Genomic DNA, 15,272 nt, shown 5'->3' on the forward strand with positions numbered 1-15,272 from the left:
AGCGCGCTCTGCAGGTCAAGCCCCAATCGCGCGGGCGCGGGACATGACATAAAGGATGCTGCCCACCGCCAGCCCAGTGGTGACAAACAGCATCGCGATCAATGGCTCTGCGCCGCTGCCGGGCGTTAACAACACACCCGCCAAGGCCGAAAGCGCCGCCCCCGCGCCGATCATGATTGCCCCGCCAATGCCGCTGGCAGAGCCTGCCAGATGCGGGCGCACCGACATCATGCCGGATGTGGCGGATGGCAGGATCATCCCATTGCCCAGACCCACGAAGATGAAACAGCCGAAGAACACGAAACGGTTCTGCAAGCCCCCGAAATAGAGCAGCGACAGCAGCGCCATGCCGCCGAAATTGATGCAGGCACCGATCAGGATCATGCGGTCGATGCCCACGCGCGCGGCAAAGCGGCCCGACAGAAAGTTGCCCGCCGCATAGCCCAAAGCGGGGGCGCCGAAGAACAGCCCCAGCATGGCCGGTTCCATCCCGAACACTTGCGCCCCCACAAAGGGCGCACCGCCCAGATATGCGAAAAACGCGCCAGAGGCGAAGGACGAGGTTGCGCAATAGCCCCAGAAGCGGCGCGAGCGCATCAGTTCCGGCATCTCGGCGAACTGGGCGCGGAAGGTGCCTGCACCGCCTTGGCGGGTTTCGCCCATGTCGCGCCAGCTTAGCGCCAGCACCGCGATGCCTGCGATCAGCATCAGCCCGAAACTGCCGCGCCAGCCGAAGGCTTCGTCCAGCAAGCCGCCCAAGGCCGGGGCCAGCATTGGCACCACCGCCATGCCCATCGTGACATAGCCGATGCGCGAAGCTGCGTCGCCTTCGCCCAGCACATCGCGTATGGCCGTGCGTGACAGCACAATCCCGGTGACAACGGCGGCTTGCAGCATCCGAAACAGCAGGAACACGACCACATTCGGGGCCAACAGCGTGCCAATCGTGGCCAGCACGAAGACCCAAAGCGCCGCCAGCATGACCGGGCGGCGCCCGTAGCGGTCCGACAGCGCGCCGATAAACACCTGCAAGACCGCATTGACCGCCAAGTAAAGCGAGACGGACAATTGCACCACCGCGTAATCAGTCTGGAAATAGGCGGCCATGCTGGGCAGGGACGGCAAAAACACGTTCATCGCCAGTGCAGCAATGGCCGATTGCGCGACAAGGGTTGCCACATGCGGAGGGGTGCTGCGGTCCAGAAACCGCGATTGGGCGCTTGGCATGGATCACCTGCTTGGTGTTGAACATGTTCAGTAAGCGCGATTTGCGCTGGTTTCAAGCGCCAGTGCTTCGGCTGTGTTTTGCAAATTAGCGATTAAATTTGCAGATGGTTTTGCAAATTATCAAAACTGTCCTTTTCAACCCCGTTTTGCGCAAGTATGTTGCGCCAAACCGATCTGCCGCCATGGAGGGGGAGCGCATGAAGGATATCTTGCAACAGCTAGAGGCCTATCGCGAGGAAGCCCGGATGGGCGGGGGCGAAAAGCGCATTGCGGCGCAGCATTCCAAGGGCAAGCTGACCGCGCGCGAGCGCATCGAACTGTTGCTGGACGAAGGCAGCTTCGAAGAATTCGACATGTTCGTTGCGCATCGCTGCATCGATTTCGGGATGCAGGACAGCCGCCCCATGGGTGACGGCGTCGTGACCGGTTGGGGCACGATCAACGGGCGCGTGGTCTATGTGTTCAGTCAGGATTTTACCGTCATGGGCGGGTCAGTGTCCGAAACTCATGCCGCGAAAATCTGCAAGATCATGGATATGGCCATCCAGAATGGCGCGCCGGTCATTGGCCTGAATGATTCGGGCGGCGCGCGCATTCAGGAAGGCGTGGCATCGCTGGCGGCCTATGGCGATGTGTTCCAGCGAAATATCACCGCGTCGGGCGTGGTGCCGCAGATCAGCGTTATCATGGGCCCTTGCGCGGGCGGTGCGGTCTATAGCCCCGCCATGACCGATTTCATTTTCATGGTGAAAGATAGCTCTTACATGTTCGTCACCGGGCCAGACGTGGTCAAGACCGTGACGAATGAACATGTGACCGCCGAGGAATTGGGCGGCGCGCTGACGCATACGCGCAAATCCTCGGTCGCCGATGCCGCGTTCGAAAACGATGTCGAAGCCCTGATCGAAGTGCGCCGCTTGGTGGACCTTTTGCCGCTGAACAACCGCGAGAAGCCGCCGGTGCGGCCATTCTTCGACGATCCCAGCCGCGTGGAACCCAGCCTTGACACGCTGATCCCCGACAATCCCAACACGCCCTACGATATGAAGGAGTTGATCCTAAAGATCGCCGATGAAGGTGATTTCTACGAGTTGCAGGAAGAATTCGCCAAGAACATCATCACCGGTTTCATCCGTCTGGAAGGGCGCACTGTGGGCGTTGTCGCCAATCAGCCAATGGTTCTGGCGGGCTGTCTGGATATCGATTCCAGCCGCAAGGGCGCGCGGTTCGTGCGCTTTTGCGATGCGTTCGAAATTCCGATCCTGACGCTGGTTGACGTGCCGGGCTTCTTGCCGGGGACAGGGCAGGAATATGCAGGCGTCATCAAGCATGGCGCGAAGCTGCTTTACGCCTATGGCGAAGCGACGGTGCCGAAAGTGACCGTGATTACCCGCAAGGCCTATGGCGGCGCCTATGTGGTGATGGCATCGAAGCACTTGAAATCGGACATCAACTACGCATGGCCCACCGCAGAGATTGCCGTGATGGGCGCAAAAGGGGCGGTCGAAATCCTGTATCGGTCCGAACTGGGCGATGCGGAAAAGACCGCCGCGCATATTGCCGAGTATGAAGAACGCTTTGCAAACCCCTTTGTGGCCGCGGAAAAAGGCTTTATCGACGAGGTCATCATGCCGCAATCCACACGCAAGCGGGTGGCACGCGCGTTTGCATCTTTGCGGGGCAAGGCCGATAAGATGCCGTGGAAAAAGCACGACAATATTCCGCTGTAAGGATCGCGCGCGATGTTGCTTCCCTTGGCCTGTCTTGCCTTCATCTCTGACTCGGGCGCGCCCGAGCAATGGTTGCGCCTGCCGTCCGGGGCAAGCGCCATCCCGCTGGACCTTATCGTGGAGGAGGGGGTCCAGCGGGTCAGAATGATCGGCCAAGGGTTGACGCAGGATGTGGCGGGCTATCAGCGCGACCCAAAGCGCCTGTTCACCGATATGCAGGATATCTGCACCCGACATGTCGCATCCGCCAGCGTGCCAGAGGGTACGAATGTCGTGGTCACGCTGATGGACAAGGAAGTTCAATTCGGGCTGAGTGATCCCAGCGTGATCCAGTATTTCGAGTCTTTCGTTATCCGCGACGGTCTCTGTGCTCTGGACGAAACAGAGTTCCTGCACTGATATGCCCCAACCAGTGTTACATGATGCAGTTGCGCCACAAGTGCCCGTAGCCCCTGAATTTTCGTGGTCAGCGAATCGCTTTCGGGGTATCTTCTGCCGGTCGGGTCCGGGGTTCGGGTCCGTCACACAACTGGCATGGCAGCGCCACATCAAGAAACCGCGCCATGCACACATGAGCAGGAGAAATTCATGTCCAAACTTGTTATGGCCGCTGGCCTGGTTGCTGTCGTTTCGCTGGGCGCTTGCGCAAAGCATTCGGGCCACACCGAAACCGTCTATGCCGAGCCGATCCCGGCCCCGGTCTATGTCGAGCCGGTCGCAACCAAGAAATACTGATCCCCGGTTTTCAGAACTTGGCCTGAAGCGGGGGGCAACCTTCGCTTCAGCCACATCCCGGCGTTTTGCTTGCGCGCAACCTGTTGCGCACAGGCCGGAATTTCTGTGGCCAAACTCTTTATCCTCGACTAGGCTTGCCGAGAGGGGTTGCTGCCGCACCCTCGACCATCATGTGCCGGGGGGGACTGTCCCGGTCGTTATTCAGGATAGGAGATGCCTATGTCCAAAGCTGCAATCTTGGCCGTGTTTGGCGCCACGCTCGTTCTGGGCGCTTGCTCGAAGCACCATTCCGCACCCGAGCCGGTTCCGGCGCCTGTCGTGGTCGAACCCGTTTCGACCAAGTAATTCCGTTCGTCTCGTAACCCCGGCCCCGGCGCAGTCAGCGCCGGTGGCCGTTCTGTCCTCTGCAACATTTAAGGGGGCAGCATGCTGAAGCATCGCGGTTTTCCCGGTCGTCTTCCCAGCACCGATTACCAATTCACCATTCGTCGCGCCAACCCCAAGGGGGTTACGCCGATCACGGCGCGCAAACGCTTTTCCGACCGGCGCGCCCCAGACCGCCGCGCCGATGAGGCGTTTCTGGGTGCGTTGATCGCGCATTTTGGCGACCAGCCTTTTGAACGCGGCAATCTGGATGCTGGCCGGCTGTCATGGCTTTTCGGACGCGAAGTCGTGCCCGCCGAAGAGCCGTTCGACCCCGCCAGCTATGACGCGCTGTTGCAGGTCGATATGCGCGCCGCCCAAGCCAGTTTCCCGCAACTTTTCGACGGGTCGAGCGAATTCGCCTTCGACACATGGGAAGAGTAACGCCCATGGCCCGCCCCCAGTTTCAATCAACGAGGACCGCATGTTCAAAAAGATCCTGATCGCCAACCGGGGCGAAATTGCCTGCCGTGTCATCAAGACCGCCCGAAAGATGGGAATTGCAACCGTTGCGGTCTATTCTGATGCCGACCGCCACGCGCTGCATGTGCAGATGGCGGATGAGGCGATCCATATCGGCCCCGCGCCCGCGAACCAGTCCTATATCGTGATTGACAAGATTATGGATGCAATTCGCCAATCCGGGGCGGAAGCGGTGCATCCGGGTTATGGGTTCTTGTCCGAGAACATGAAATTTGCCGAAGCCTTGGCGAAAGAAGGCGTTGCCTTCATCGGGCCGCCCGCTGGCGCGATCGAGGCGATGGGCGACAAGATCACCTCGAAGAAACTGGCGCAGGAAGCGGGGGTCAGCACCGTTCCAGGCTATATGGGCCTGATCGCGGATGCCGACGAGGCGGTGAAAATCTCTGGTGAGATTGGCTATCCGGTAATGATTAAAGCCAGCGCCGGTGGCGGCGGCAAAGGTATGCGCATTGCGTGGAATGATGATGAGGCGCGCGAGGGCTTTCAGTCTTCCAAGAATGAAGCGGCTTCCAGCTTTGGCGATGACCGGATTTTCATTGAAAAATTCGTCACCCAACCGCGCCATATTGAAATTCAGGTTCTGGCCGACAGCCACGGTAACACGGTCTATCTGCACGAGCGCGAATGCTCTATCCAGCGCCGCAACCAGAAAGTGATCGAGGAAGCGCCGTCGCCGTTTCTGGACGAAGCCACCCGCAAAGCCATGGGCGAACAGGCTTGCGCCCTTGCCGCCGCCGTGGGCTACACAAGTGCTGGCACGGTGGAATTCATCGTCGATGGCGCGCGCAATTTCTATTTCTTGGAAATGAACACGCGCTTGCAGGTGGAACACCCTGTGACAGAGCTGATTACCGGGGTCGATCTGGTCGAACAGATGATCCGCGTGGCAGCGGGCGAAAAGCTGCCTTTCACCCAGTCCGATCTGAAGATCAACGGCTGGGCGATTGAATCGCGGCTTTATGCCGAAGACCCGTATCGCAACTTCCTGCCCTCTATCGGGCGCCTGACCCGCTACCGCCCGCCCGCCGAAGTGGCAGAGGCCAGCCGCGCCGTGCGCAATGATACCGGCGTGTATGAGGGCGGCGAGATCAGCATGTATTACGACCCGATGATCGCCAAACTGTGCACTTGGGCGCCCACGCGGGACGCTGCCGTGGAAGAAATGCGTCTGGCGCTGGATGAGTTCGAGGTTGAAGGAATCGGCCATAACCTGCCGTTTCTGTCGGCGGTGATGGACCATCCGCGCTTTGCGTCTGGCAATATCACCACCGCGTTCATTGCCGAAGAATACCCCGACGGTTTTGAGGGCGCGACCTTGCCCGACGATCTGCTGGCCCGTGTTGCGGCTTGCGCCTGCGCCATGAACCGGGTGGCCGAAATTCGCCGGGCCCGCGTGTCGGGGCGGATGGACAACCACGAACGCGTTGTGGGCACCGATTGGGTTGTCACCATTGGCGCGCAGAGCTTTCAGGCCAGCATTCAGGCCGACCGCGAGGGCGCGACCGTTACCTTGGATGGCAGCGATTACCGGATCACCTCTGACTGGCTGCCCGGCCAACCGCTGGCGCGGCTGACCGTCAACGGCACCCCCTTGGTGATGAAGGTTGCCCGCCAACCCGGCGGCTACCGCTTGCGCCTGCGCGGGGCCGATCTGAAACTGCGCGTCTTCTCGCCCCGTCAGGCTGAACTGGCGGCGCTGATGCCGGAAAAAATGCCGCCCGACACGTCGAAACTGCTGCTGTGCCCGATGCCGGGGATGGTCGTCTCTATAGCCGTGGAAGAAGGCCAAGAGGTCTATGAGGGTCAGGCGCTGGCGACCATTGAAGCCATGAAGATGGAAAACATCTTGCGTGCCGAGCGCAAGGGCGTGGTTGCCAAGATCAATGTGGCGGCAGGCGACAGCCTTGCAGTGGATGAAATCATCATGGAGTTCGAGGGATGAAACGCAGCCCGCTGCGCCTATTCCTGATCTACCTGCTGTGCTTCGCCTTGGCCTTGGTGCTGGCCTATATCATCCTCAGCCGTATTGCCGAAGGTCTGCGCGACGGGCATTTCGTGCTGCTGCTTTTGCCGCCCTTGGGGGGGATGGCCGTGTTTCACGGGCTGTTTCCGCTGCTCAGCCGTATTCGGCTGGGCACCAATTTCCTGACCTTCGGTGGGGGGCTTGTGTTCGGGCTGGGCACGCTTGTGGTGCTTGCCACCCATGCCAACCTGCTGAACCCAAGCGCCGCATTGGTTATCTGGCTGGCGGGCGTGTTCGGCCCCGGCTGGTGGATGATCTCGCAATATGCGGAAAAAAACGGCTATTATTCATGATCGCATCTGGCCGCAAAGTCGCATGGGGGAATGCGGGCGTTGCCCCGCATGGGGGCACCAGCCCGCTGACGCCAAAGCCGTGGCGCTGCCGCCCCTTGGTCAGACCCGGTCAGCGCCCGGCGGGGTTGCGTTCCAGCATCTCTTGGCGGCGCAGTGGGAATTTGTCGATCACGGCCATCAATTCGCGCCCCGAGCGGACAGAGGGGCGGCGCGCCTTCACCTCGCCATCCTTGTCGATGATCGCGGTCATGAAACCGTTGGGGCGCAATACTTGCCGCAGCGCGCTGCGGTCCTCTGGGTTGGCGTCGAAAATGACCACGACGTCACGCTTCACGAACTCGTCGGCCCGTTCGCGGATTGCCTCTAGCTGGAGGTCGAATTGCGGGTTGCCATCGGTGTCGGCCATGACCACGACCAGCCGGTGGTTCCAGACATATTCGCGCACATCAATCTCGCGCGCGTCAAGGATTTGCAACGCGTTCTCCGCTTGCGCGGCGGGGTCGGGCGGTGTTTCCGTATCTGACGGCACATTCTGCCCGGTGCTGGTGGATGCTGCGAAAACAGCCGCGAAAACAAGGGTTAAAAACGGTTTCATGACGCCTCCTGCTTGGCAGTCATATAGGCGTTCTCTTGCCGAAAACACCACTAGCGTTTGGGTTTTTCCCCAACGGCAGCACAGATCACACAGAAAGGACCAGCCATGAGCGACGCAAAAGACGCTTGGGCCGCACTCGCCACGAAAGAATTACGGGGCCGACCGCTGGAAAGCCTGACATGGAATACGCTCGAAGGCATTCCCGTGCAGCCGCTTTACACCGCAGAGGATGTGGCCGACCTGCCGCATTTGGGCAATATACCCGGTTTCGCGCCCTATACGCGCGGGGTGAAGGCAACAATGTATGCGGGCCGCCCGTGGACCATTCGCCAATATGCGGGTTTTTCCACCGCAGAGGAAAGCAATGCCTTTTACCGTCGCAACCTTGCCGCCGGGCAGCAAGGCGTGTCGGTGGCATTCGATCTGGCCACGCATCGCGGCTATGACAGCGACCATCCGCGCGTGATGGGCGATGTGGGCAAGGCGGGCGTGGCCATCGACAGCGTCGAGGATATGAAAATCCTGTTTGACGGTATTCCGCTGGAACATGTCAGCGTGTCGATGACGATGAATGGCGCGGTGATCCCGATTTTGGCGAATTTCATCGTCACCGGGGAAGAGCAAGGCGTGGAGCGCACCGCGCTATCGGGCACCATTCAGAATGATATTCTGAAAGAATTCATGGTCCGCAACACTTATATCTACCCGCCCGAACCCTCTATGCGGATCATTGCGGATATTATCGAATATACGTCGGCCGAGATGCCGCGCTTCAATTCGATCTCGATTTCCGGCTACCACATGCAGGAAGCGGGCGCGAACCTTGTGCAGGAACTGGCCTTCACGCTGGCCGATGGGCGCGAATATGTCCGCACCGCCATCGCACGCGGCATGGATGTGGATGCGTTCGCGGGGCGCTTGTCCTTCTTCTTTGCCATCGGCACAAATTTCTTCATGGAAATCGCCAAGCTGCGCGCCGCGCGCCTGCTGTGGTCGCGGGTGATGGAAGAATTCAACCCCAAGAACCCGAAATCCAGCATGTTGCGCACGCATTGCCAGACCTCTGGCGTGTCCTTGCAGGAACAAGACCCGTACAATAACGTGATCCGCACCGCCTATGAGGCGATGTCGGCGGTTCTGGGCGGCACGCAAAGCCTGCACACCAACGCGCTGGACGAAGCGATTGCGCTGCCCACCGATTTCAGCGCCCGCATTGCCCGCAACACGCAGCTTGTGCTGCAAGAGGAAACCGGCGTCACCAAGGTCGTCGACCCGTTGGCGGGCAGCTATTATGTGGAAAAGCTGACGCATGATCTGGCGGAAACGGCTTGGGCGCTGATGGAAGAGGTCGAAGACCTTGGCGGCATGACCAAGGCCGTGGCCTCGGGTATGCCCAAGCTGCGGATTGAGGAAACCGCCGCCAAGCGGCAGGCCGATATCGACCGGGGTGACGAGGTGATCGTCGGCGTCAACAAGTATCGCAAAGAAAAAGAAGACCCGATCGACATTCGTGATATCGACAATGCCGCCGTGCGCGAGAAACAGATCGCGCGGCTGGAGCATATCCGCGCCAGCCGCGATCAGGCCGCCTGCGAGGCGGCACTGACCGAATTGACCCGCCGCGCAACCGAAGGCGGTAACCTTCTGGAAGCAGCGGTTGAAGCTGCACGCGCGCGCGCCTCTGTAGGGGAAATCAGCATGGCGATGGAAAAAGTGTTCGGGCGTCACCGGGCAGAGGTGAAAACCCTCGCCGGGGTCTATGGCGCGGCCTATGAGGGCGACGACGGCTTCGCGGCCATTCAGGCCGATGTGGAACGCTTTGCCGAGCAAGAAGGCCGCCGCCCGCGGATGCTGGTGGTCAAGATGGGCCAAGACGGGCATGACCGGGGCGCGAAGGTGATTGCGACCGCCTTTGCCGATATCGGCTTTGACGTGGATGTCGGGCCCTTGTTCCAGACCCCTGCCGAAGCTGCGCAAGATGCCGTGGACAATGACGTGCATATCATCGGCATCTCATCACAAGCGGCGGGCCATAAAACCTTGGCACCCGAATTGGTCAAGGAACTGAAAGCCGCCGGGGCAGAGGATATTCTGGTTATCTGTGGCGGTGTGATCCCGCAGCAGGATTACCAGTTCCTGTTTGATGCGGGCGTAAAGGCCATTTTCGGCCCCGGCACGAATATTCCCGAAGCGGCGAAGAAGATCCTTGACCTTGTGCGCCAGGCGCGCGGTCACGCTTGACCCCCGCGCCAGGCGCGCAGGCAGTGGAAACGCAAAGCGGCAGGCCAAATGGCCTGCCGTTTTTCTTGGCTGTGACAGCGGTCAGGCTGTGCGCGGGCTGCCTTGGCCCAGCTTCGCATCGACCGACCACGCGCCTGCGCCCGCAGCAGCAATCGCCGCGTAACCACCGGCCAGAGCCAGGTTTTTCAGCAGTTGCGTGACCTGCATCTGGTTGGCCAGATCGAAGTGATACAGCAAGCCCGACACCACGCAGAACGCAGCCAGCGCATAAGCCACGATGCGGGTCTGAAAGCCTGCGATCAGGGCCAGGCCGCCGATAATTTCAAACAGCACAACCGGCCATGCCAGAAAGGCCGGCACGCCGCCCGATGCCATGTAACCGGCAAAACCAGCCACGTCGCCCAGTTTGCCGACCCCGGCCATTACGAACAAAAGCCCCATCAGGACGCGGGCCACAAGCAGTTGCGTATTCGTCATTTCGTTTTCCTTTCGCGGTGTTTCTCTGCCACCGACATAGGGCCGGGGCAGGGGGTGCGGCCATTCCCCAAGCCTGCGCATGGGCTGTGCATCTGTGCAGGGTCTTGACGGCGGGCAGGCCATGGCGCACATCGGCGCGCTTGCCGTTGCAGAGGTCGCCATGCCCGAAACCCGCCCACAGATTCGCCCCGCCACCGCCGCCGATGCGCCCGCGATAAGTGCGCTCTGGAACCCGATCATCCGGGACACGGTGGTCACCTTCAACCCGGTCGAGCGTGACCCGGCAGAGATTGCCGAGATGATCGCCACCCGCCAAGCCGGGCCGGGGGCGTTTTTCGTGGCCGAGCGCGCGGGCGCGCTGCTGGGCTTTGCCAGTTACGCACAGTTTCGCGGTGGTTTGGGCTATGCGCGCTGCATGGAGCATACGATCAACCTTGCCCCGGCTGCGCGCGGGCAGGGCTTGGGACCAAAGCTGATGACCACGCTTGAAGATCACGCGCGCGCAGCAGGCCATCACATTATGGTGGCCGCGATCACCGGGTCCAATGACGGGTCGGTGCGGTTTCATGCCGCGCTTGGCTATGTCCATGTTGGCACAATGCCGCAAGTGGGCTGGAAATTCGGCCAGTACCACGACCTTGTGCTGATGCAGAAAACCCTGTGACGCGCCTGCGCGTTTCGCGTAGTCTGGCCCCATGTCGATCTGGTCGAAAATTGCCGAAATCCTGAAAGCTCTGCGCAAGGGCGAATCGCTGTCATCGGTGTTCGAGCGGTTGCGCACGCCGCCCCAACGCAGTGTGGGCTTCACCATCGCGGTCATCGCGTTGGGCGCGAAACTGGCCAAGGCCGATGGGCAGGTCACCCGCACAGAGGTGGCGGCCTTTCGCCGTGTCTTCACCATCCCGCCAGAGGAAGAGGCCAATGCCGCCCGCGTCTTCAACCTCGCGCGGCAGGACGTGGCCGGGTTTGACCAATATGCGCAGAAAATTGCCGCGCTGTTCACGCCGGGTGCGCCCGTGTTGGTCGATGTGCTGGAAGGCCTGTTCGAAGTGGCCTGCGCCGATGGAAACTTTCACCCGGCGGAAGAGGCGTTCCTGTCCGAAGTGGCGCGGATTTTTGGGTTGGACGGGCGCTGTTTCAACTGCTTGCGCGCGCGGATCGTGGGGGATGTGCCGCCAGATCCGTATCAGGTGCTGGATGTCGCACCTGACGCGCCCATGGCGCAGATCAAGGCGGCCTATCGCGCGGCGGTGCGCGAAAACCACCCCGACCGGCTGGCCGCGCGCGGTATTCCGGCCGAAGCGGTGCAATTGGCAGAGCATCGGTTGCGCGACATAAACCGCGCTTGGGATGATATTCAGGCCGCTCGCGCCGCTTGAGCCGGGCAGGCCGCGCGTGCTAGGCTGTCCCCATGTTCAGACTTGCGGCGATCATCCTTGCTCTAGGCTTTGCGCAGCCCGCCCAAGCGCAGGACAATCCGCCTGCGGATGACGGGTTGTTGGCGCTTATGGAGCGGCTGCTGCGCGATTTCATGGCAGAGGCCGAACCGCAATTGCGTGAATTCGAGCGTGGCTTGACGGAAATCGAACCAGAGCTGGACGCGTTTCTGGACCGGATGCGGGACATGACCCTTTACCACCCGCCCGAAGTTCTGCCCAATGGCGACATCTTGATCCGCCGTCGTCAGCCAGACGAGGACGCGCCAGAAGAAGACGCACCGCCAGAAGAAGACGCCCCGCCGTCTGACCCTTTGGAGCTGTGATTGGTGCGCGCAATCCGCACTTTGGCCGTCGCGCGCAACTGGCTGGCAAGTGCCCGGAAGCGTTGCTCGGCCACTTCCGTATAAAGCCCCGCCATGGGGCGCGACAGAATCAGTTCCACCTCGGCTTTCTTGGGGAAATAGCGCAATTCGCCCGCACGGCTTAGATGGTCCATCGTGAACATCGCGCCAAAACGCAAAGCGCGGCCGATGGTCTTGGCATCTTCCAGTTCTGCTTCGGTCAGCAGCCCCGCCACCTCGCGGATACGCGGACGCATACCGCCGGTTTTGTAGCGATACATCAGCGCGATCCCAAGGAAGACGCGGCCCGCATGGTCTAGGCTGCCCAAATTGGCGCGGGTTGCCGTGTCGAAACAGGCATCTGCCCGGTAATCGGGATGGGCGCGCCAATTCACGTCATGCAGCAGGCAGGCGGCGCGGATCAGCCGCCGCCGCGCCGGGGCGCGCGAGCGGAACAAGGGCCGCAAAAACGCGTAAAGCTGCGCGCCGAAACCGGGGATGCGCGCGCTTTGCTTTTCCATAAAGCTGCACGCTTCGATCAGCGGGTCGCGGGCGCGCAGGGCCGGGGGCATCTGTTCATACAATATGCCTTCACGGATGCCGTAGCTGGACACGAAAATTCGCTTTGGGCCGAACACATGCACCAATTGGCGCAAAACCTGGCTTGCCAGCGGCACAAGGCTCATACGGTCGTTGGAAATGCCAGTGCGCCCGCGCAATTCGGCGACCGATTCCTCTTCGATCCAATCCAGCGTCTTGCGCACCGATTTGGTCGACATCTCGTATTCGTGCAAAACCTTTAGCGGGTAGCCACGGCGTTCCATATCCAGCCGCGCAATCGCGCGCCATGACCCACCGACCAGATAAAGCGCGTCATGGTGGCTTCCAACCTCGTCGCGCAAGTCGCGCAATATCGCGTCGATATGCTTGCGAAGGCCCTTCTTGCCGCCCTTGACCTGTTGCAAACGGAACGGTCCCAGAGGCGAGGTGACGGTCGCATGGACCCGGCCATCGCCGATCACCGCAAGTTCCATGGATGACCCGCCAATATCGCAGACCAGCCCCTTGGCGTCGGGCCAGCCGGTCAGCACGCCTTGGGCCGACAGTCGCGCTTCTTCTGCCCCGTCGATAACGCGCATTCGCAGGCCGGTATCATGTTCTATCTGGGCGCGGAATTCGGCGCCGTCCTCGGCCTCTCGCATGGCGGCGGTGGCGACCATGGTCAGATTCGACATGCGCATGCCCTGCGCCAGCAGAGCGAACCGCTTGATCGTGGCGCGGGCGCGGTCGCGGCCATCGGGGTTCAGCCGCCCGCTTTCGACAAAGCCGCGCCCCAACCCGCACAGAACCTTCTCGTTGAAGAAATAAGCCGGGCTGCGTGCCGCCCCGTCAAAGACCACAAGCCGGACAGAGTTCGAGCCGACATCGATCACGCCGACCTGTTTCAGATCGCGCGCGCCGGAATCTTGGAACAAGGGTTCGTCGAACAGGCCCGCGCCATGTGTGCGCTTGCCGTCTGTCTGCGGGGGCGAATTGCCATCCATGCTGGGCATGTCCTGTCTGACAGTCATTGCGGGAGCGTTGTAGCGTTTGGGGCAGGGCGCGGTCAATCACCGATACGACGCCCCTACCATGCGGCTTTGCCTTGCGGCATAACGGGCACGACACGATTCGCCAGTTTCGAGAGGCCCCATGCACGATATCCGCGCGATCCGCGAAACCCCTGACGCGTTTGATGCGGCGCTTTCCCGGCGCGGGCTGGCGCCATTGTCTGCGGCGGTGCTGGAGATTGACGCGGCGCGCCGCGCGGCCATCGCGCAGGCCGAAACCGAAAAAGCGGCGCAAAACGCAGCGTCCAAACAGGTTGGCGCGGCCAAGGCCAAGGGCGATGACGCCGAATTTGAGCGCCTGCGCGCTTTGGTGGCCGAAAAGAAGGCCGAACAGGCGCGGCTGGATGATGTGGCACGCGCCAAGGATGCGGAACTGAGCGCGCTGCTGGCGACCATTCCCAACCTGCCCTTGGCCGATGTGCCCGATGGCGCGGATGAGGCGGATAATGTGGAACTGCACCGCTGGGGCACCCCGCGCGCATTCGACTTTGCCCCGAAAGAGCATTTCGAGATTGCCGGCATCGCGCGCGACATGGATTTCGCCTTGGCTGCCAAACTGTCGGGCTCGCGCTTTGTGGTGCTGCGGGGCGCGGTCGCGCGCCTGCATCGCGCGCTCGCGCAGTTCATGACCGATCTGCATGTGGACCAACACGGGCTGACAGAGGTGAACAGCCCGGTTCTGGTGCGTGATGACGCGATGTTCGGCACCGGGCAATTGCCCAAATTCGCCGAAGACAGCTACCAGACCACCAATGGCTGGTGGCTGATCCCGACATCCGAGGTGACGCTGACCAATTTCGCCGCGGGCGAAGTGCTGGACGGCGCCACTCTGCCGCTGCGCTTTTGCGCCCATACGCTGTGCTTTCGGTCGGAAGCGGGCAGTGCGGGGCGCGACACCACCGGCATGTTGCGCCAGCACCAGTTCGAGAAGGTCGAGATGGTGTCGATCACCGCGCCCGAGGATAGCCTGACCGAGCATACCCGCATGACCCGCTGCGCCGAAGCGGTGCTCGAAGGCTTGGGCTTGCCATACCGCACCATTGCGCTGTGCACCGGCGATATGGGGTTCGGCGCGCAAAAGACGCATGACATCGAAGTCTGGCTGCCGGGCCAGAATGCCTATCGTGAGATTTCCAGCATATCGACCTGCGGCGATTTTCAGGCCCGGCGCATGAATGCGCGGTTCCGCCGCGAGGGCGGCAAGCCCGAATTCCTGCACACGCTGAACGGGTCGGGCGTGGCGGTCGGGCGCTGCCTGATCGCGGTGCTGGAAAACGGGCAAACCGCAGAGGGCGGGGTCGAGTTGCCGGAAGCGCTGCACCGCTACCTTGGTGGCAAGACCCGGATCACGCCCGAGGGCGCGCTGGCCTAACGCACGGGGTTTTTGCAAAATGGGCGCTCTAATTGGTTAAAAACCTGTTTACCGCCCGAAACCTGCCACATTCGCAGGGTGAAATCATGGGCATGTCTCTTTTCAGGAGTGATTGCCATGCGCCCCGACCCGGAACAATTCAAGATCCGCACACCGCGCGACCCGCGCCGCCCCGGCCCGGTCCCGGCGCTCAGCGCCGATAGCCGCCCCGGCCATCCGCGCAATGCCGCCCAAAGCCCAGCCCGCATAACCGACTGGGCGCTGATCTGACTTGGCGTGCCCT

General features: G+C 61.5%; 17 protein-coding genes. 13 read left to right on the forward strand and 4 right to left on the reverse strand.

From position 1 onward, the window contains the following. Positions 1-15: 15 nt before the first annotated feature. Positions 16-1,227 (reverse strand): multidrug effflux MFS transporter, encoded by a 1,212-nt coding sequence (locus AWT76_RS07835; protein ID WP_072245858.1) that lies wholly within the window; start codon positions 1,225-1,227, stop codon positions 16-18. 197 nt (positions 1,228-1,424) lie between these two features. Between AWT76_RS07835 and AWT76_RS07840 the strand changes: the two genes are divergently transcribed. The 7 genes from AWT76_RS07840 (at position 1,425) to AWT76_RS07865 (ending at position 6,914) form a co-directional block, all read left to right on the forward strand. Beyond that, positions 1,425-2,957, forward strand: coding sequence for an acyl-CoA carboxylase subunit beta (locus AWT76_RS07840; protein ID WP_072247582.1), 1,533 nt, complete (start codon positions 1,425-1,427; stop codon positions 2,955-2,957). Positions 2,958-2,969: 12 nt separating this feature from the next. Continuing rightward, positions 2,970-3,356, forward strand: a complete 387-nt coding sequence (locus AWT76_RS07845; RefSeq protein ID WP_072245859.1) for a DUF6497 family protein — start codon at positions 2,970-2,972, stop codon at positions 3,354-3,356. Positions 3,357-3,545: 189 nt separating this feature from the next. Continuing rightward, the gene (locus tag AWT76_RS16935; RefSeq protein ID WP_176699365.1) at positions 3,546-3,692 is read left to right on the forward strand and encodes a hypothetical protein; all 147 of its coding nucleotides are present in this window, start codon (positions 3,546-3,548) and stop codon (positions 3,690-3,692) included. Between the two features lie 219 nt (positions 3,693-3,911). After that, positions 3,912-4,037, forward strand: a complete 126-nt coding sequence (locus tag AWT76_RS17195; protein WP_281179091.1) for a hypothetical protein — start codon at positions 3,912-3,914, stop codon at positions 4,035-4,037. Positions 4,038-4,118: 81 nt separating this feature from the next. Further along, positions 4,119-4,499, forward strand: coding sequence for a hypothetical protein (locus AWT76_RS07855; protein WP_072245861.1), 381 nt, complete (start codon positions 4,119-4,121; stop codon positions 4,497-4,499). 40 nt (positions 4,500-4,539) lie between these two features. After that, positions 4,540-6,540 carry an acetyl-CoA carboxylase biotin carboxylase subunit gene (locus AWT76_RS07860; RefSeq protein WP_072245862.1) on the forward strand — a complete coding sequence of 667 codons (2,001 nt, stop codon included), beginning with the start codon at positions 4,540-4,542 and terminating at the stop codon, positions 6,538-6,540. Further along, positions 6,537-6,914 carry a hypothetical protein gene (locus tag AWT76_RS07865; RefSeq protein ID WP_072245863.1) on the forward strand — a complete coding sequence of 126 codons (378 nt, stop codon included), beginning with the start codon at positions 6,537-6,539 and terminating at the stop codon, positions 6,912-6,914. Before AWT76_RS07860 ends, AWT76_RS07865 begins: the two co-directional genes overlap by 4 nt. Before the next feature lie 109 nt (positions 6,915-7,023). Here AWT76_RS07865 and AWT76_RS16475 read toward each other — a convergent pair whose 3' ends face one another. Beyond that, positions 7,024-7,509, reverse strand: coding sequence for a DUF4174 domain-containing protein (locus tag AWT76_RS16475; protein WP_082700143.1), 486 nt, complete (start codon positions 7,507-7,509; stop codon positions 7,024-7,026). Between the two features lie 105 nt (positions 7,510-7,614). On the opposite strand from AWT76_RS16475, the gene scpA reads away from it, so the two are divergent. Further along, complete coding sequence (gene scpA / locus AWT76_RS07875; protein WP_072245864.1) at positions 7,615-9,750, forward strand: methylmalonyl-CoA mutase; 2,136 nt, start codon at positions 7,615-7,617, stop codon at positions 9,748-9,750. 81 nt (positions 9,751-9,831) lie between these two features. Here the strand turns inward: scpA and AWT76_RS07880 are convergent, their stop codons facing one another. Then, complete coding sequence (locus tag AWT76_RS07880) at positions 9,832-10,227, reverse strand: DoxX family protein (protein ID WP_072245865.1); 396 nt, start codon at positions 10,225-10,227, stop codon at positions 9,832-9,834. Positions 10,228-10,387: 160 nt separating this feature from the next. On the opposite strand from AWT76_RS07880, the gene AWT76_RS07885 reads away from it, so the two are divergent. The 3 genes from AWT76_RS07885 to AWT76_RS07895 are packed head-to-tail and all read left to right on the forward strand — an operon-like array spanning position 10,388 to position 11,989. Continuing rightward, complete coding sequence (locus AWT76_RS07885; protein WP_072247584.1) at positions 10,388-10,891, forward strand: GNAT family N-acetyltransferase; 504 nt, start codon at positions 10,388-10,390, stop codon at positions 10,889-10,891. A gap of 31 nt (positions 10,892-10,922) precedes the next feature. Further along, entirely contained in the window at positions 10,923-11,606 is a 684-nt protein-coding gene (locus AWT76_RS07890; protein ID WP_072245866.1) for a molecular chaperone DjiA, read from the forward strand. A gap of 32 nt (positions 11,607-11,638) precedes the next feature. After that, positions 11,639-11,989, forward strand: a complete 351-nt coding sequence (locus AWT76_RS07895; RefSeq protein WP_072245867.1) for a hypothetical protein — start codon at positions 11,639-11,641, stop codon at positions 11,987-11,989. Here the strand turns inward: AWT76_RS07895 and AWT76_RS07900 are convergent. Then, the gene (locus tag AWT76_RS07900) at positions 11,911-13,551 is read right to left on the reverse strand and encodes a Ppx/GppA family phosphatase (RefSeq protein ID WP_072245868.1); all 1,641 of its coding nucleotides are present in this window, start codon (positions 13,549-13,551) and stop codon (positions 11,911-11,913) included. The genes AWT76_RS07895 and AWT76_RS07900 overlap by 79 nt on opposite strands. A 148-nt stretch (positions 13,552-13,699) precedes the next feature. On the opposite strand from AWT76_RS07900, the gene serS reads away from it, so the two are divergent. Both serS and AWT76_RS16940 read left to right on the forward strand, forming a co-directional pair. Continuing rightward, a complete protein-coding gene (gene serS / locus AWT76_RS07905) occupies positions 13,700-14,989 on the forward strand; it encodes a serine--tRNA ligase (protein ID WP_072245869.1) in 1,290 nt (429 codons plus the stop codon). 117 nt (positions 14,990-15,106) lie between these two features. Then, positions 15,107-15,259, forward strand: a complete 153-nt coding sequence (locus AWT76_RS16940; RefSeq protein ID WP_176699366.1) for a hypothetical protein — start codon at positions 15,107-15,109, stop codon at positions 15,257-15,259. Positions 15,260-15,272 lie beyond the last annotated feature (13 nt).

Origin of the sequence: Roseibaca calidilacus (genome assembly GCF_001517585.1) — a bacterium.
Lineage (GTDB): Bacteria > Pseudomonadota > Alphaproteobacteria > Rhodobacterales > Rhodobacteraceae > Roseinatronobacter > Roseinatronobacter calidilacus.

Coding starts and splice junctions, on each gene's coding strand:
- AWT76_RS17195 (WP_281179091.1), top strand. CDS start 3,912: ATGTCCAAAGCTGCAATCTTGGCCGTGTTTGGCGCCACGCTCGTTCTG.
- serS (WP_072245869.1), top strand. CDS start 13,700: ATGCACGATATCCGCGCGATCCGCGAAACCCCTGACGCGTTTGATGCG.
- AWT76_RS07855 (WP_072245861.1), top strand. CDS start 4,119: ATGCTGAAGCATCGCGGTTTTCCCGGTCGTCTTCCCAGCACCGATTAC.
- AWT76_RS07865 (WP_072245863.1), top strand. CDS start 6,537: ATGAAACGCAGCCCGCTGCGCCTATTCCTGATCTACCTGCTGTGCTTC.
- AWT76_RS16475 (WP_082700143.1), bottom strand. CDS start 7,509: ATGAAACCGTTTTTAACCCTTGTTTTCGCGGCTGTTTTCGCAGCATCC.
- AWT76_RS07840 (WP_072247582.1), top strand. CDS start 1,425: ATGAAGGATATCTTGCAACAGCTAGAGGCCTATCGCGAGGAAGCCCGG.
- AWT76_RS07845 (WP_072245859.1), top strand. CDS start 2,970: ATGTTGCTTCCCTTGGCCTGTCTTGCCTTCATCTCTGACTCGGGCGCG.
- AWT76_RS07890 (WP_072245866.1), top strand. CDS start 10,923: ATGTCGATCTGGTCGAAAATTGCCGAAATCCTGAAAGCTCTGCGCAAG.
- AWT76_RS07860 (WP_072245862.1), top strand. CDS start 4,540: ATGTTCAAAAAGATCCTGATCGCCAACCGGGGCGAAATTGCCTGCCGT.
- AWT76_RS07900 (WP_072245868.1), bottom strand. CDS start 13,551: ATGGATGGCAATTCGCCCCCGCAGACAGACGGCAAGCGCACACATGGC.
- scpA (WP_072245864.1), top strand. CDS start 7,615: ATGAGCGACGCAAAAGACGCTTGGGCCGCACTCGCCACGAAAGAATTA.
- AWT76_RS07880 (WP_072245865.1), bottom strand. CDS start 10,227: ATGACGAATACGCAACTGCTTGTGGCCCGCGTCCTGATGGGGCTTTTG.
- AWT76_RS07885 (WP_072247584.1), top strand. CDS start 10,388: ATGCCCGAAACCCGCCCACAGATTCGCCCCGCCACCGCCGCCGATGCG.
- AWT76_RS16935 (WP_176699365.1), top strand. CDS start 3,546: ATGTCCAAACTTGTTATGGCCGCTGGCCTGGTTGCTGTCGTTTCGCTG.
- AWT76_RS07895 (WP_072245867.1), top strand. CDS start 11,639: ATGTTCAGACTTGCGGCGATCATCCTTGCTCTAGGCTTTGCGCAGCCC.
- AWT76_RS07835 (WP_072245858.1), bottom strand. CDS start 1,227: ATGCCAAGCGCCCAATCGCGGTTTCTGGACCGCAGCACCCCTCCGCAT.
- AWT76_RS16940 (WP_176699366.1), top strand. CDS start 15,107: ATGCGCCCCGACCCGGAACAATTCAAGATCCGCACACCGCGCGACCCG.